This is a genomic window from Acinetobacter sp. Tol 5, from assembly GCF_019702905.1.
In the GTDB taxonomy this organism is placed as follows: domain Bacteria; phylum Pseudomonadota; class Gammaproteobacteria; order Pseudomonadales; family Moraxellaceae; genus Acinetobacter; species Acinetobacter bereziniae.
The window spans coordinates 2,318,968-2,334,255 of record NZ_AP024708.1 but is presented as its reverse complement, the minus strand read 5'-3'; the positions used below and the strand labels follow the sequence as shown (position 1 = coordinate 2,334,255).

13 protein-coding genes and 1 other annotated feature are annotated in these 15,288 nt (G+C 34.8%); of the genes, 11 read left to right on the top strand and 2 right to left on the bottom strand.

All coding sequences use genetic code 11. The features are described from left to right. The first annotated feature begins 7 nt into the window (after positions 1 to 7). Both TOL5_RS10795 and TOL5_RS10790 read left to right on the top strand, forming a co-directional pair. Positions 8 to 598, top strand: a complete 591-nt coding sequence (locus TOL5_RS10795; RefSeq protein WP_221260713.1) for a uracil-DNA glycosylase family protein — start codon at positions 8 to 10, stop codon at positions 596 to 598. 325 nt (positions 599 to 923) lie between these two features. Continuing rightward, positions 924 to 2,143, top strand: a protein-coding gene (locus TOL5_RS10790; protein ID WP_221260599.1) for an IS3 family transposase whose coding sequence is annotated in 2 segments (ribosomal slippage) — positions 924 to 1,200 and positions 1,200 to 2,143 — 1,221 coding nt in all. Because the reading frame shifts where the segments join, the coding sequence is not laid out codon by codon here. Continuing rightward, positions 1,199 to 1,318 (top strand) — a sequence feature (AL1L pseudoknot). Its footprint overlaps the gene before it by 120 nt. Here TOL5_RS10790 and TOL5_RS10785 read toward each other — a convergent pair. Beyond that, positions 2,140 to 2,961, bottom strand: a complete 822-nt coding sequence (locus tag TOL5_RS10785) for a DMT family transporter (RefSeq protein WP_221260712.1) — start codon at positions 2,959 to 2,961, stop codon at positions 2,140 to 2,142. The two genes, TOL5_RS10790 and TOL5_RS10785, sit on opposite strands and share 4 nt — an antisense overlap. A 156-nt stretch (positions 2,962 to 3,117) precedes the next feature. On the opposite strand from TOL5_RS10785, the gene TOL5_RS10780 reads away from it, so the two are divergent. Then, the gene (locus TOL5_RS10780) at positions 3,118 to 4,518 is read left to right on the top strand and encodes a PLP-dependent aminotransferase family protein (protein WP_121775116.1); all 1,401 of its coding nucleotides are present in this window, start codon (positions 3,118 to 3,120) and stop codon (positions 4,516 to 4,518) included. A 201-nt stretch (positions 4,519 to 4,719) separates the two neighbouring features. Next, complete coding sequence (locus tag TOL5_RS10775; protein WP_221260711.1) at positions 4,720 to 5,370, top strand: class I SAM-dependent methyltransferase; 651 nt, start codon at positions 4,720 to 4,722, stop codon at positions 5,368 to 5,370. A 53-nt stretch (positions 5,371 to 5,423) separates the two neighbouring features. On the opposite strand, the gene TOL5_RS10770 is transcribed toward TOL5_RS10775, so the two are convergent. After that, entirely contained in the window at positions 5,424 to 6,902 is a 1,479-nt protein-coding gene (locus TOL5_RS10770) for a phospholipase D family protein (protein ID WP_199995635.1), read from the bottom strand. Positions 6,903 to 7,092: 190 nt separating this feature from the next. Between TOL5_RS10770 and TOL5_RS10765 the strand changes: the two genes are divergently transcribed. From TOL5_RS10765 to TOL5_RS10735, 7 genes are all read left to right on the top strand, one after another. Next, entirely contained in the window at positions 7,093 to 8,202 is a 1,110-nt protein-coding gene (locus TOL5_RS10765; protein ID WP_199936514.1) for an S-(hydroxymethyl)glutathione dehydrogenase/class III alcohol dehydrogenase, read from the top strand. Positions 8,203 to 8,364: 162 nt separating this feature from the next. Continuing rightward, positions 8,365 to 8,673: an I78 family peptidase inhibitor gene (locus tag TOL5_RS10760; protein ID WP_005028861.1), complete on the top strand. Its 309-nt coding sequence runs from the start codon at positions 8,365 to 8,367 to the stop codon at positions 8,671 to 8,673. A gap of 1,022 nt (positions 8,674 to 9,695) precedes the next feature. Continuing rightward, positions 9,696 to 11,021 (top strand): serine hydrolase, encoded by a 1,326-nt coding sequence (locus TOL5_RS10755; RefSeq protein WP_227566883.1) that lies wholly within the window; start codon positions 9,696 to 9,698, stop codon positions 11,019 to 11,021. 156 nt (positions 11,022 to 11,177) lie between these two features. Then, entirely contained in the window at positions 11,178 to 12,122 is a 945-nt protein-coding gene (locus TOL5_RS10750; protein ID WP_151798766.1) for a hypothetical protein, read from the top strand. Between the two features lie 38 nt (positions 12,123 to 12,160). Further along, positions 12,161 to 13,420: a hypothetical protein gene (locus TOL5_RS10745; protein ID WP_199995633.1), complete on the top strand. Its 1,260-nt coding sequence runs from the start codon at positions 12,161 to 12,163 to the stop codon at positions 13,418 to 13,420. A gap of 531 nt (positions 13,421 to 13,951) precedes the next feature. After that, positions 13,952 to 14,698: a helix-turn-helix domain-containing protein gene (locus TOL5_RS10740; protein WP_100885220.1), complete on the top strand. Its 747-nt coding sequence runs from the start codon at positions 13,952 to 13,954 to the stop codon at positions 14,696 to 14,698. 31 nt (positions 14,699 to 14,729) lie between these two features. After that, positions 14,730 to 15,158: a VOC family protein gene (locus tag TOL5_RS10735; protein ID WP_100885221.1), complete on the top strand. Its 429-nt coding sequence runs from the start codon at positions 14,730 to 14,732 to the stop codon at positions 15,156 to 15,158. Positions 15,159 to 15,288 lie beyond the last annotated feature (130 nt).

Genomic DNA, 15,288 nt, shown 5'->3' with positions numbered 1-15,288 from the left:
TTTATAAATGTCTGAATTAACAATAGAAACCCATCCACTTAAACCTTTTCTACCTTCAAACGCAAAGCTATTGATGCTTGGTAGCTTTCCACCGCCAAAAGAACGTTGGAAAATGGATTTTTACTATCCGAACTATCAAAATGATATGTGGCGGATTTTTGGTTTGATTTTCTTTGAGAATAAAGATCACTTTTTAGATTTACCCAACAAAAACTTTAAAGAAGCTGTGATCCGCAGTTTTTTAATGGAAAAAGGCATTGCAATTTTTGATACGGCTTATCAAGTTATTCGTTTAAAAGGCAATGCTTCGGATAAGTTCCTACAAATTGAAACACCAACAGATTTATCTCACCTTTTGGAAGATATTCCTGAATGTAAAAGTATTATGACCACTGGCGATAAAGCAACAGATACTTTGATGTTATCAATGCCTGAAGGAACTGAAAAACCTCAGATCGGACAATCTTCAAAAGCACGATACTTAGAAAGAGAATTAAATTTATACCGAATGCCGTCTTCATCAAGAGCTTATCCTTTAGCGTTGGACAAAAAAGCCGAAGCATATAAAAGCTTATTTAAAGAAATAGGCTTACTTTAAGAAAGTATTGAGAAGTTAATTTTAAAATCAATATTTAGAGGATGGATTATTCTGCAAGGCTTATAAACAATCTAATTCTTAAATGGAATTGATCAAAACGCTTATCAATTACCCATGATAAACATAAGCTTTAAGTCGATTGAGGAAAATCAACCGACTTAAACACTGATAAAAAAAATAAAATAGTTATGCGAATTTTTTTGCCATCGCTACACACAATACTACAGCAAAACAAACCAAAACCATTGCCAAGCTTACATGTTCACCCAATAAAATGAACCGTACCGGGTTTGTCGGAGACCAACTTTCTTGAGAGAATGTCCCAATGACAAAACCAAAATATACCCCTGAAATCAGAGAAAGAGCGATTCAATTATTGATTGAATCTGAAAAAGATTATCCATCGAATTGGGCTGCAATCACAGCAATTGCACCTAAGATTGGCTGTACTCCTGAAACACTACGTTCCTGGCATCAGAAGTATTTGAATCAACAGAATCCAATCAAAGTACAGCAGCTTTCAGACCAAGAACGTATCAAACAACTCGAACGCGAAAATAAAGAACTGCAACGCGCCAATGAGATTCTACGCAAAGCAGCCGCTTTTTTCGCCCAGGCGGAGCTCGACCGCCCACACAAATAATGGTGGATTTTATCCATAATAATAAAGAGCTGTACGGAGTCGAGGCGATTTGTAGAATTTTACCGATTGCAGCTTCGACCTATTATCGGGCTTTAGATCTCGTTGATAACCCAGAACATCGAGCGAAACGTGCTCTGCATGATTTGCATCATGCAGAGCAAATCAAACGTATTTGGAAAGAAAGTTCAGGTCGATATGGTGTACGTAAAGTTTGGCAAAAATTGAAACGTGAGGGTTATGTTATTGCACGTTGTACAGTTGCTCGATTGATGCAAAAGCTAGGTATACAAGGTGTTTGGCGTGGTAAGAACAAACAAACCACCCGTAGCCGAGATGACCAAAAACGAGCAGATGATTTAGTGAAACGTAATTTTACTGCTGATCATCCTGACCAACTGTGGGTGAGTGACTTTACGTATATTCAAACAAATTCAGGCTGGGTTTATACTGCATTTATTATTGATGTGTTCTCACGAGCAATTGTTGGATGGAAAGTATCTACACGAATGAATACAGATATGGTGCTCGATGCATTAGAGCAAGCATTGCATGATCGAGGCATGCCAAAGAATGTGATTCATCATTCCGACAGAGGTGTGCAATATCTTTCCATTCGCTATACCAATCGTTTAGAAGCAGCAAATTTACGAGCATCAGTCGGTACGACTGGTGATTCATACGATAATGCTTTGGCTGAAACGGTGAATGGCTTATACAAAACAGAGGTGATTGAATATCTAAAAGCAGATTGGCAAGGTTTAGCAGATGTACAACTTGCGACACTAAATTGGGTAGATTGGTTCAATAAAGAGCGTGTACATAGTGCACTAGGTTATGTATCACCTTTTGATTTTGAAGCAATGTACTATGATAAGATTAACCCGTTAGGTCAGGTGGCCTAACTTAAATAAAAAACTCTCCGACAAACCCGGTACGGTTCAAAAAAGGCTGAGAGTATTAGTCCAATAAATGGTTGTACCAGTTGAATCTGACCCACTGATGCAATTCCACCAAGTGCCAAGCCTTTGTACCAAAATATAAAGCCAATCAGCATACTGAATAGTGAAACATAGATTAATCCAAGTGTTTCTGACCAATGAATATTCTCAAAACTTTGTGGCAAATAATAAAAGCTTCCAATGAGCATTAATGGTAAAGATACCACCAAAGCCCAGCATATGACTTGCCATCCTCCCAGTTCTCTAGAGAGTTTTCCACCTTCAGCATAGCCCAATCCACATACAATAATGGATGCAAGCATATATAGATCACCTAAACTGAAGCTTAGATTGCGATTCTCATAAAACATAAAGCCAATCACAATGGCACTTCCCAACAGCGCAAATAGCCAGAATTGTAATGCAGGTTTTTCATTGCCTCGTAATACTGCAAATATTGCGGTCGATAGGGGGAGTAATCCAACAAAAACGATGGCATGTGCTGAAGATACGGTTTGTAATGCCAGTGCTGTAAATAATGGAAATCCAATCACTACCCCGCAAGCAACAATCATTAAAGATTTAAATTGAGCAAAATTGGGTTTGGTTTGACGTAAAAGTAACAGACAGAGCAAGCCAATTATTCCTGCAATCGCTGCACGGGCTGTGGTAAGAAATTCTGGGCTAAATCCCATCACTGCGACTCGTGTTGCAGGTAGCGAACCTGCAAATATTGCAACGCCAATAAAACCATTAATCCAACCGAGATTTGTTTTATCCATGATAAATCACTCAATAAATTTATACTGATTAAATGCCGATTTATTGAATAAACACATATACAGTCCAATACAATTTTAAATAACTGTTATGGAAGTAAAACCAGTACAATGAGGAATATTTAGCTTTGAGTGTTGATGGGTTAGGGGAAAATTTTTGTGAAAAAAACTAAAATAGAACAAACGATTCAACTCATTAACAACCAAATTTCAAATAAAAGTTTAATTGTAGGTTCCCGTTTGCCTTCAGTAAGGCAACTTGCCAAACAATTACACTGTTCGGTTTCCACCATCGTGGAAGCGTATGCAAGACTGATTGCGGAAGGTGTTATAGAATCACGAGTCGGTTCTGGTTATTACGTACGAGGTAAATCAGAGCCAATGCCTGTTATTGAGACTGACATACATTATCAGCGTGAAATTGACCCTCTATGGATTTCAAGGCAATCACTTGAAGCAAAAAATGAGGTGCTTAAACCGGGATGTGGCTGGTTGCCAACCAGTTGGATGCCAGAGCAAACCATACGTAAAGCTTTAAAAACAGCTGCAAAATCAGAAGCTGTAATGCTCATTGATTATGCAACACCCCATGGTCATATTGAATTGCGAAAACTGATTGCGCGAAAGAAAGAGCAATATCAAATAAAATTTCAACTTAATCAAATTCTTATTACTGACTCAGCTACACAGTCAATTGATCTAATTTTTCGACACTTACTGGTCGCAGGGGATGTGATTTTAATTGATGATCCTTGTTATTTTAATTTTCGTGCACTCATTAAGGCACATCACCTTCAAGCTATTTCAATTCCTTTTACCGAAAATGGACCAGATCTAGCAAAATTTGAGCAAGCGCTAAGCTTAAAACCAAAAATTTATCTGACAAATTCTGGAATCCACAACCCAACAGGTGCGACAATTTCATTACAAACTGTTTATCAAATTTCAAAACTGGTTGAACAAACAGACTTAATGATTATTGAAGACGAAATTTTTGCTGATTTTGAATATATTCCAGCACCCCGTTATGCATCTTTAGCAGGTTTTCAGCATGTCATTCAAATAGGAAGTTTTACTAAAACACTTTCAGCAGCCGTTCGTTGTGGTTATATCATCGCTGATCCTAAACTTATAGATGATTTGATTGATCTAAGAATCGCGACAAATTTCAGTCCTAGCCATTTAAATGCTGAAATCATTTATCAAGCATTGATGGATAGTAGTTATCCTCGACACCTAGATTGGTTAAAGAAACAATTACTAAAATTGAGCAATGAAACAATTCAAAAGTTAAAGGCATTGGGAATAAAACCATGGGTTATTCCAACAGCAGGAATTTTTTTATGGTGTACTTTACCTCATGGTGTGCAAGCTGCCGAATTGAGTAAACTGTGTTTAAAGCATGGTCTAATTTTGGCACCCGGAAATTCCTTTAGCCAAGCAGAACAAAGTGAACAATTCATGCGGTTTAATGTGGCACAATGTATTGATAAAAAGGTTTTTGATATTTTACAGACGGCTATTCAACAGCTACAAAACAGTTCAATAGAGAATTCTTGATACAATATACGATGTAATGAATATGTTGAATTTATAGCAATCAAAAAAGTAGTTTTGCAGTAAAACGATATATTCTAGAAATCATCAAAAATATTTTTTAGATAAGAACAATTACAAACTTTTATCGAATCATTTTCCCTATTGTTTAAAAATATGCCTAAATAACACGCAATTGCTGATTGTTTTTAAGGAAAAAGGACAATGAATACTCAGGATGTACCTAGTCCAATTGATTTAAGAAATCCACAAGATGCGTTGCAATGGGCTGAAGAAGTGAATCAGAAACGACCATGGCGATATGAGTTTTTTGATTATTATGTCAATCTTATTCAGAACTTATACAAAGATAAGCAATTTAAAGATCAAGATGAGTCAAGCTTTTGTGTGCTGGAAATTGGTTCAGGTCCGGGTTTCTTTGCAAAGCATTTGCTGAGTCAGTGTCCAGATATTTTCTATACCGCTTTAGACTTTTCAGAACCTATGCATGAGCTTTCTAAAAGTAAGTTATCCTCAGATGAGTTAGCTAGAGCTGAATTTGTGATTCAGGATTTTAAGCAAGATGATTGGAACAATTCATTGGATAAATTCGATGCGGTGATTATCCATCAAGCTTTACATGAATTACGCCATAAAGAATATGCAAGTCAGTTTCATCAACAAATTAAAAAACTATTAAAGCATGATGCAATTTATCTCGTTTGTGATCACATTTTTGCCGATGAGGCAATGCATAACAATGAGCTGTATATGTCTAAGCATGAGCATTTTCAATGTATAAAACAGGCTGGATATACAGATATTGAACTAGTCAAAGAGATTAAAGGGCTTTGTTTATTTGAATGCTATTTGTAAAATCCACGATGATAGATATCTTGATTGGTACTGAATATGTCATTACATTAAACTTACATCATCCACTCAAGAGGAAGGTAGGATACACTGTACATCATAAATCTTTGGAATCTTGTCGTTTCAGGGTCCACATGATGTTCGATTACTTTACCATCGGCTTGGTAGTCCAGCCAAATCAGTTCCCCTTGAGAATTTAATTGGAGCTCATAGGCAACAGTCAGCAAGGTTCGATCTAATAAATCAGAAATTTGTTCTTGTAAAGGATCTGATTTGAGTACAAGACCAACCTCAGTGTTGATGTTGAATGATCGAGGGTCTAAGTTAAAAGAACCAATAAAGACTTTGTCGTCAATATTGATAAATTTCGCATGTAGACTGGACTTATTCTTACCCTTTTTAGGAATAATATTGCCTGTAACCACCTCATACCATGTACGGCGTTTCCGCTCTATATAAGGTTTAAATTCATAGAGTTTGGCGCCATTTTTTAATAGATCAACACGATATTTTTGATAAAAAGCGTGCACCAAAGCCACATCATTTGCGACAAAAGAATTGGTTAAAATTCTGACATTGACATTTTGCTTTGGAAATTGACTGATAAAATCTGTTCCATTTTGCGTCGGAACAAAATATGCAGCAATCAAATCCATTTCTTGTTTTGGATCACCCAAATGTTGATGAATTTGATGAGAAATCAATTCATTGCCTTGTGCTTTTCCAAGGCTTTTCTTTGGTGAATCTGCTAGGAAATCAGCATAAGCCCAATTGATTTTGTTTTGATTCAGCTCATTGGCAAGTTCTTTCTGCTCTAAATTTACTTTTTCATCTGTAGAGTGCTCAGCTTGTTCAAGTTTTTCAAAACTTTTTCTTAAATCAATTAAATCCTGTGTGGAGCCTTTTGAAATAAATTGCTCAATTGGATAGCTCAGCTCAAAATTCCAAAATTCAGTAAAGACTTCGTTGGCACGATTAACGGATTGACCAAAAAACAACACATCCATATCTGTAAATTGAAAAGATTCACTAGCATCAAAATATTCACTGCTGATATTTCGTCCGCCAGTCACGGCAATAGCACCATCAGCAATAATCAATTTATTGTGCATACGATGATTAATTCGTTGCGCTCTAAATATATAGTCCATCACGCGGAAATGTCTGAACTTATAGGGATTGTAGAGTTTGATTGAGATATTGGGATGAGTCAGTAGTGCGCTCAATTGTTGATCTATTTTGGTACCATTTTGATCATCAATCAATAATCGGACTTTTACACCACGATCAGCTGCCTTGAGTAATTCATGGAGCATGAGATTACCAATAAAATCATCAGCCCAAATATAGTATTGTAAATCAAGTGTATATTTTGCTTTTCGAATTAAATGTATGCGCGAAGCAATGCTTTGAAAGGCATCATTCATCGCAAGATATGCAGTCAAACCTTGCGTTAGCATGTTTTTTGCTTGTGGTTCTGTGATCCAATGATCTTGATATACCTGACTCTGTTGTTCTTGTTGTGATTGATTCATAGGAAGATGACATCCAGTAATTGAAAAAGCCAGCATAATGAAGACGAAGAAGGTCTTTGAATTATTCATTTTTACAATGAGTATTTAGATTTTACTAAATCATATCATCAAGTTAATGGTTGAATCTGTAAAGTAAAAAAGGTTACTGTAGTCCAACTGTTAAAAAACCAAACCAAAAGGAAATTTAGCGATGAAATCACGTGCTGCGGTTGCATTTGGTCCAGGGCAACCTTTAAAAATAGTGGAAATAGATGTCGCTCCACCACAAAAAGGCGAAGTCTTGGTGAAAATCACGCATACTGGCGTATGTCATACAGATGCTTTTACTTTATCTGGTGATGATCCAGAAGGTATTTTTCCAGCTGTTTTAGGGCATGAAGGCGCAGGGATTGTGATTGAAGTTGGTGAAGATGTGACTTCGGTAAAACCGGGCGATCACGTGATTCCACTATATACTGCAGAATGTGGTGAATGCTTATTCTGTAAATCTGGTAAAACTAACTTATGTACATCGGTTCGTGCGACTCAAGGTAAAGGTGTGATGCCTGATGGAACGACACGTTTTTCATATAATGGCGAGCCGATTTATCATTATATGGGATGCTCAACTTTCAGTGAATATACGGTAGTTGCAGAAGTGTCCTTAGCTAAAATCAACCCAGAGGCAAATCCTGAACAGGTTTGTTTATTGGGCTGTGGTGTAACAACAGGCATTGGCGCAGTACACAACACTGCAAAAGTGCAGCCAGGTGATTCCGTTGCTGTGTTTGGTTTAGGTGGTATTGGTCTTGCTGTTGTTCAAGGCGCTCGTCAAGCAAAAGCTGGGCGTATTATCGTGGTGGATACCAACCCTGAAAAATTCAAACTGGCTGAAGAGTTTGGTGCAACAGACTTTGTTAATCCTAAAGATTATGACAGACCTATCCAAGAGGTGATTGTTGAAATGACTGGATGGGGAGTAGACCACTCTTTTGAATGTATTGGCAATGTCAATGTTATGCGTTCTGCACTTGAGTGTGCACATCGTGGTTGGGGACAATCTGTAATTATTGGTGTTGCGGGCGCAGGTCAAGAAATTTCTACTCGTCCTTTCCAATTGGTGACTGGGCGTACATGGAAAGGTACTGCGTTTGGTGGCGTTAAAGGGCGTAGCCAATTGCCAGGTATGGTTGAAGATGCAATGAAAGGTGATATTCAACTTGCACCATTTGTCACACATACAATGGGCTTGGAAAATATCAATGAAGCATTTGATTTAATGCATGAAGGAAAATCAATTCGCACCGTAATTAACTTCTAAAACCCCAATACTGGTTTAGAATTTAAACAACCAGTAATGCATCATGTATTACTGGTTTTTATTTGCATGATAAATGTATGAGTTTTATATAAAAATATTCTAAGCTTATCATTTTTTGTTATGTTATGGCTTTAATTCAAAAAATTCAGAGTGGGTCACTTTATGAAAAATGTTGCTATTATCGGTTTGGGTATTGCAAGTTTAGCAATTTCTGCATGCTCTTCAATTCAAACCAATGCTGCGCAAGACCAATCAGCACAAAATATGCAAAGCACTTGTATTGCTGAACGTGCGACGCAATTGATTGGTCAAAATGATATGTCTGAAGCTAAAATTAAACAACTTACACAAGCCACGATAGTTCGTAAAGTTGCTCCAAATCAAGGTGTAACAATGGATTATCGTGTAGAACGCGTGACGGTTACTGTTGACCCAGTGACTAAAAAAATTACCCAAGCAAGTTGTGGTTAATTTATACCTTTAAATCATTAAGTTCCGGTAAAGATTGAATAAATGTTGATTTATTCGATCTTTATTTATGTGTAAAATAATAGATCTCTTTCATAGAAAAATGATCAATAGGTTCATTTTATCTATAGCTGATCATTCTCTTTTTCATGTTTAATTGTATGAAAAGGATTTAAAACAATTCATTTAAAACCGCAAACCAAACTTGATCAACTTTATTACAAGCGATTTGGAATTTAAATCAAAAAATTACTTTTCTATGTCACCAGACTCAAATTTTTGTAACATCGAATGAGTTAGATCGAGGTGTTCTAACCCACTTAAAAACATTAAATTTCGATAAAAATAATAAAATAATTGGCATATTTAGTGGAGGTTCTGGCATACGACTACTTGTTCAAGCGCTTGATGCGACAGGCGCATTTCAAAATAGTGAGAATTTGTCAACACACCCTAAAATTGTCTCTCAAAATTTATCATAGTTGATACTGTTCCTGAATGGAAATATTATGAAATTCAAGAACTAAACATGATGGAAATAATATTTCACTGATGACCAAAAATCAGTTATTTAGATATGATGAACAAAATAGCCAAAATATGATTGGTTTAGAAATTCCCATTAAAAAGCTGATATATCCGATAAATACCTATCATTTTATGTCTGAAATACTACAACATATTTTTATTCATTGTGCATCATTTATATCTCGCTTTAATAAATAGCATAGATTTAATCTATAATTTAAAATTAATATCATGTTATAGAATAAGTGAATAATATATAAATAAAAATACTATTTATTAAAGATGTTAAGATAGAATAAAAAATATTTTATAAATGCATTTATCATACTTGATTGAAAAATTATCTTTGCTATAGTTTAATTGCATCCGTGCTGTAAAAAATTATCTTTCCTCATTCACAATTATTATTACCCATTATGAAAAGACTGATTTTAATCTTATTATTAATTATGGCTTCAACCTCAGTATTTGCACAAAATGAAAACTATAAAATGGTCATGAACAAGCTTATAAGCAACTTTAATGCCGATCAGTATGAGAAAATTTTTAATGATTTCTCTGCTGAAATGCAACAAGCGCTGCCGCTTGAAAAAACAAAACAATTTTTTTCAGGATTAAAAAACAAGGCAGGAAAAATTGAAAGTACAGTGTTTTTGAATGAGCAGCAAGGTGACTATGCACTTTATAAAACCAAGTCTGAAAAAATGGAGTTCACTGTGAAAATTTCGCTCGATCATCAGAATCACATCAGTGGACTTCTTTTTAAACCGAATGAACAACAAAAAGAGACAAAAAGCGATACTGTTAATGCACTGAACACGTATCCTAAAGAGATTTCAGACATCATCTTTACCAATGCGCAAAATTTTCCGAATAATACTCAGCTTTCGATTGGAATCCTTGATAAGGATAAAGTCAAATATTATGGTGTAATTAAAACCAATAACAAGCTTCAAGAGATTGAAAATCAAAATAAAGTATTTGAAATAGGATCAATTACAAAAGTCTTTACCTCAACTGTTTTAGCTGCTCTGGTTGATGAAGGTCAAATTAAATTAACGGATGAAATCAATTCGTTTTATCCAGCTTTAAAATTTAAAAATGATATTCAACTGAAATTTAAAGACTTAGCCAACCATACTTCTGGCTTACCACGCTTACCTGATAATCTAGATTTATCTAATCAAAGCAATCCTTATAAAGATTATGGTAAAAGTCAGATTGAACATTATCTTCAAGATTCATTAGCAATTGAAAATACAGTACAAAAAAAATATGTTTATTCAAATTTAGGTGCAGGATTACTCGGTTATACACTTGGACAATCACAAGGAGCTAGTTTTCAAACACTTTTACAGCAGAAAATTTTTGATCAATATCAAATGAAAAATTCATTTGTAAACTCAAATAATCTCGCTGATCAGTTGGTCAAAGGACAGAATGCTGAGGGTCAAATAATCCCGAATTGGGACTTTGACGTTTTGTTTGGTGCAGGTGGAATGCTCTCAACCACAGAAGATTTAGCAAAGTTTGCTCGTGCACATTTTGACGCCAAGAATACGGCGTTAGCTTTAACACGTACACCGACTTTTGAGATCAATAAAGATTTAAAAATTGGTTTAGCTTGGCACTTATTAAAAACACCTAATGGCAAGGATGTAATTTGGCATAATGGCGGAACAGGTGGATATTCATCATCTATGGTTATCAATGTGAAAGATCAGACTGCTGTGATTGTTTTATCCAGCCTTTCAGCGTTTCATGCAAAAAACAAAAATATTGATCAATTATCTTTTGAGCTCATCAATGAAAAGGACAAATGATAACATCAGATGACGTATGTACTGGATTGTGAAAATAAATGTTTAGAAATAATCAAACACTCAAATTGTCCTATACTTGATGCACATCTGTAAGGCAGTTTAGTATTTAATATAAGTTGTCATCCAAGTTGTATTTTAGTGAACTGAATTGAACTTATGAAACTAGAGCTTATTCAAAAAGATATCTTTGTCGGTCCTATTCTTTCTGCAATTTGTATAGATGAATATACATCTGCATTCTTGTCGTATAGTGAAGATCACAAATATCAAATCGTCTATGTGTCTAAAGATAAATATAAAACAATAGATCTAGGCTACAGTGAGAAATATTATCAACTTGAAAACTCACCCGTTTTGTTTTGTATAAATCATCAACTCGGCATCATTAAAGACAAAAATGAGCTGTTATTATATTCACATGAAAAAAACAGATTCGCGCCGATTAAGATAGACAAAACTGAAACGCTCCCTCAACGATTTAACTTGTATTGGAAAAACTCAATAAGTGATTGTTCTGTTTTCCCCATTTGCTTTAACAGTGATGGCATGGGGCACGATACAAGATATTTAGCACTACTGGATTTAGATGTTATAAATCATCAAGCTTATTGGAAGAGTTGGATTACATTAGAGGCACAGACATTCTCATCTCACAAAGATAAGCAGTACCCACCTAAAATTGATACAGTCATGTTACAAGATAATGAATTATATATATTTAGCGCGGGTGGGCAATTGGTATCCATAAACAAGTGGGGAATGGATTATTATGCTTTTATCAAAACTGACTTAATGGGAAAGGTTGTTGAAACTTTGATTGATAGTGGAGATCTGCATTCAATTGATCAGAAAAAGCGTGGTGTAAATGGCTTATTGAGTAGTTCACAAAAGTATTTAATGCTTACACCTGTTTTCCAAAATGACGAATGGAAAGGTAAACAAAAGATTTTTTCACTCGCCACAAACGAAATTTTAGACATCACTTTTCCTCGTGGTTTGGGCAAATATCCGCAAATTATCCAGCATTCAGGTGATATTTTTTGGGTATATTTACGCGAAGCTCAAAGTCTTGCAATGTGTAAAGAAAAGACGCCATTATGACGCAGTAATTTTTTATTGGATTTAGATGAACAGAAATAATGAAAGAAAAAGCTGAAAATTTAATAGATGATTTTAAACAACAGGGTTGGAAGACCCCAAATCTTTATGAAAGGCTTTTTGAGCTGCTTGATGATCACCAAGCAGCTTCTACTTTTTGTCTTTTATTTATGACAAATTTTGAGAAAGGAGCAACAATATTTAATGATTCGCTTAGTTATATTGAAAAAGCAGATTTTTCTAAATTGATCGTTTCATCACTTGATCGATTAAAACAGCAGCACAATGAAAATGCGGAGGCAGTCATTGAATATGCCAGTTTACAGTTTCCAGAATTACTGCATCCATATTTAGACCTCATTTTTGAGTTAAAACCGAATGAATCTGCTTTTTATGCTGAATATCCTTGGAGAAATCTAGCTGCAGACGATATAAAACCTTTTATTGAGAAAATAAAAAGTCATTCCACAGCACTGTTGGATCAGCAAAAACTCTATCGGTGTTTGATGGAAACACGGAACTTAGACACGCTTAATTTTGCTTATCAATTTGCAGTTAAAAATAATATTTTTGCAAGAGAGGATATAGAGGACTATTTAATTGATGATCTAGAATCTGTTGGATTTACATTTAGGCATGGAAAAATTGAAAGCTATTGTCCAAACCTAACATTTCATTTTAAATTTCCTGAACATTATTTTCATGATGATCGTACTATCCATATCAATAAAAAACAACATCCGACTTGGCGTTTGACATCCGACGATAAACACTTTGCATTTGGCGGATTGATTCATGAGGATAGTCATAATCCATTTATCCATCTCATCACATTTGAGGAGATCCCAAAAGGTTTAAATATTAAAAGTTTAGAACGGCTTAAACTCGGCATGCATATTAGAGAATTAAATGAATATAGTGAAATATTCTATCAACATGACCAGTTTGGAGAGCCGACTAAAATTGGTGATACAACAGTTGTCGAGAGTTATCCTGATTTAGCGATTAAACATACTCAAATTTGCTTTTCAGAAACTCCATCTAGATGGCTATATCAAAGTTGGGGCAGTTCAAATGGTAGAGAAAACTTGTTTAGATTAGGCGGTGAACCTACATGGATTCAAAGTCCCCAAGTTTTAACTTGCCCAGTGTGCAATGAGAAAATGGATTTTCTGATGCAACTTGATACTGATCTTCCAGATATGGAAAACGGTGAAGTTTATTTTGGAAGTGGTGGAATATGTTATGTATTTTGGTGTGATCAATCACAAATAAGCGGCTATTTAGTTCAATGTACCTAACAATAGACCTCTTGCGAAAGTAAGTTTATGGGTCATTTAGCTATATGCAATACCTTATATAGTCAAACCGCCTGATTATTCATACAAGTGATTTGGATGATTCATTTATTTTGTACTTATGAATTATAAACAGTCTTGCTATCACGAGGCGACATGGATGTCGCCATGTTGAGCGGGGGTATGAGGATGTACCCCTCGCTCAACGGAAGATTTTTGTTACTTTTCATCTCTGAAAAGTAAAGTATCGCCTACGCAAAACAATTTAAACTTTAGAGCTAAAGCGTGGCAATGCAAGCTTTAGATTATCAAAGAATATATTGATCGCTTTAATTTTATTGATCAAGAGAAATGATATTCTACTGTATGAATTTTTCAACAGATTGACTATATAACAAAGCTCACAGCTGCTCAAATTTTGACTAACGCAAGAGATCTAATGAAAACCACAATTTATACAGTCGCCTTTCCTTTGAAGTGTGAAACTTAGTTTGTTCATTCTCTATGATTATCAAACTTTAGCGGAGTATTGAATTGAAATATCGGGAAATTGAAGCAAAAGGTTTTTTAGAAAATTTTATAAAGTGCTTTTGGTATTATGAAACGGAAGAAATCGACACCCAGCATACTATTTTGCCTGATGGTTATTTCGACTTAATTGCTGAGTTTAGTCACAGGAAATTAACGCTTGTTAAACTTACAGGAATATGGACCACACCAAAAGAGATAAGAATTTCAAAAAACACTCAGATTTTTGCGGTTAGATTTAAACTCCCGGCAATCGAATATGTTTTCAAAGATCAATTAAAGTCGATTTTAGACACATCCGTTAACTTAGCTTTAAACTTTTGGCAGCTTGATCAATATCATTCAGATGAATTTGAACATTTTGTTGTTCAAATATCAAAAGATTTAGAAATCTTATTTAATGATTTAAATCAAATAGACCATAGAAAATTGAAATTATTTCGCATGGTCTATGATCAAGAAGTGAAAACTGTAGCTGAAATTTCTAACCATGTTTTCTGGAGCAGTCGACAAATCAACAGATATTTTCAGACAACATTTGGGATCACGCTAAAAGAATTTTTGAACATTGTACGCTGCCATACAGCATATAGGAAAATAACCAGCGATCATCTCAATCCGAATTGTGAATATTATGATCAAGCACATTTTATTAAACAAATAAAAAAATACACAGGGACTACACCGAAAGAATTAAGTAAAAACAAAAATGACCGATTTATACAATTATTTAAGGTGACATCACAATCATAATTGATCATCTTAATTTGCAGGTGCAATCAATATGAATATTCATAAAATCTCTCCAAACTTTGAAGTGTCTGATATACAAAAAACTGTGGCTTTTTATGTCGATCACTTGGGTTTTAAATTAATCATGGCAGTTGCAGAATCTCAAGATGGAATAGATACTCGTTTTATGGACAACAAAGCTTATGTTTATGCTTTGGTACAAAGAGATCAAATTGAATTTATGTTTCAGCGTTCAGACACTTTTAAAAATGATGTTATATTTTCCAAAGGGTTGAATATAGGCGCATCAGTATCATTTTATATGGAAATTGAAGGCATAGAGGCATTTTATTTAGCGCTTAAAAGCAAAAATCTTGAGCTTACTGAATTAAAAACAGCATGGTATGGAATGCGAGAGTTTTATTTAAAAGATCCAAATGGTTATATTCTCGGGTTCGCTGAAGCAGTTCAAAAACAATAAATGTGCAACATCGGCATGATGACAAATTCTCACCAAGTCGAAACGAATACATTTCAATTCATTGCTAGAGAGTTTGTCATTTCCTGCTATAGAGCGATAAACACTTTAATGTTGCTTTGTAATATTCATT

Bases quoted from the DNA above. Each gene is read 5' to 3' on its own strand.
- TOL5_RS10770 (WP_199995635.1), bottom strand. From the start codon at position 6,902: ATGAATCAATCACAACAAGAACAACAGAGTCAGGTATATCAAGATCAT.
- TOL5_RS10745 (WP_199995633.1), top strand. From the start codon at position 12,161: ATGAAAGAAAAAGCTGAAAATTTAATAGATGATTTTAAACAACAGGGT.
- TOL5_RS10765 (WP_199936514.1), top strand. From the start codon at position 7,093: ATGAAATCACGTGCTGCGGTTGCATTTGGTCCAGGGCAACCTTTAAAA.
- TOL5_RS10775 (WP_221260711.1), top strand. From the start codon at position 4,720: ATGAATACTCAGGATGTACCTAGTCCAATTGATTTAAGAAATCCACAA.
- TOL5_RS10795 (WP_221260713.1), top strand. From the start codon at position 8: ATGTCTGAATTAACAATAGAAACCCATCCACTTAAACCTTTTCTACCT.
- TOL5_RS10735 (WP_100885221.1), top strand. From the start codon at position 14,730: ATGAATATTCATAAAATCTCTCCAAACTTTGAAGTGTCTGATATACAA.
- TOL5_RS10785 (WP_221260712.1), bottom strand. From the start codon at position 2,961: ATGGATAAAACAAATCTCGGTTGGATTAATGGTTTTATTGGCGTTGCA.
- TOL5_RS10755 (WP_227566883.1), top strand. From the start codon at position 9,696: ATGAACAAGCTTATAAGCAACTTTAATGCCGATCAGTATGAGAAAATT.
- TOL5_RS10760 (WP_005028861.1), top strand. From the start codon at position 8,365: ATGAAAAATGTTGCTATTATCGGTTTGGGTATTGCAAGTTTAGCAATT.
- TOL5_RS10750 (WP_151798766.1), top strand. From the start codon at position 11,178: ATGAAACTAGAGCTTATTCAAAAAGATATCTTTGTCGGTCCTATTCTT.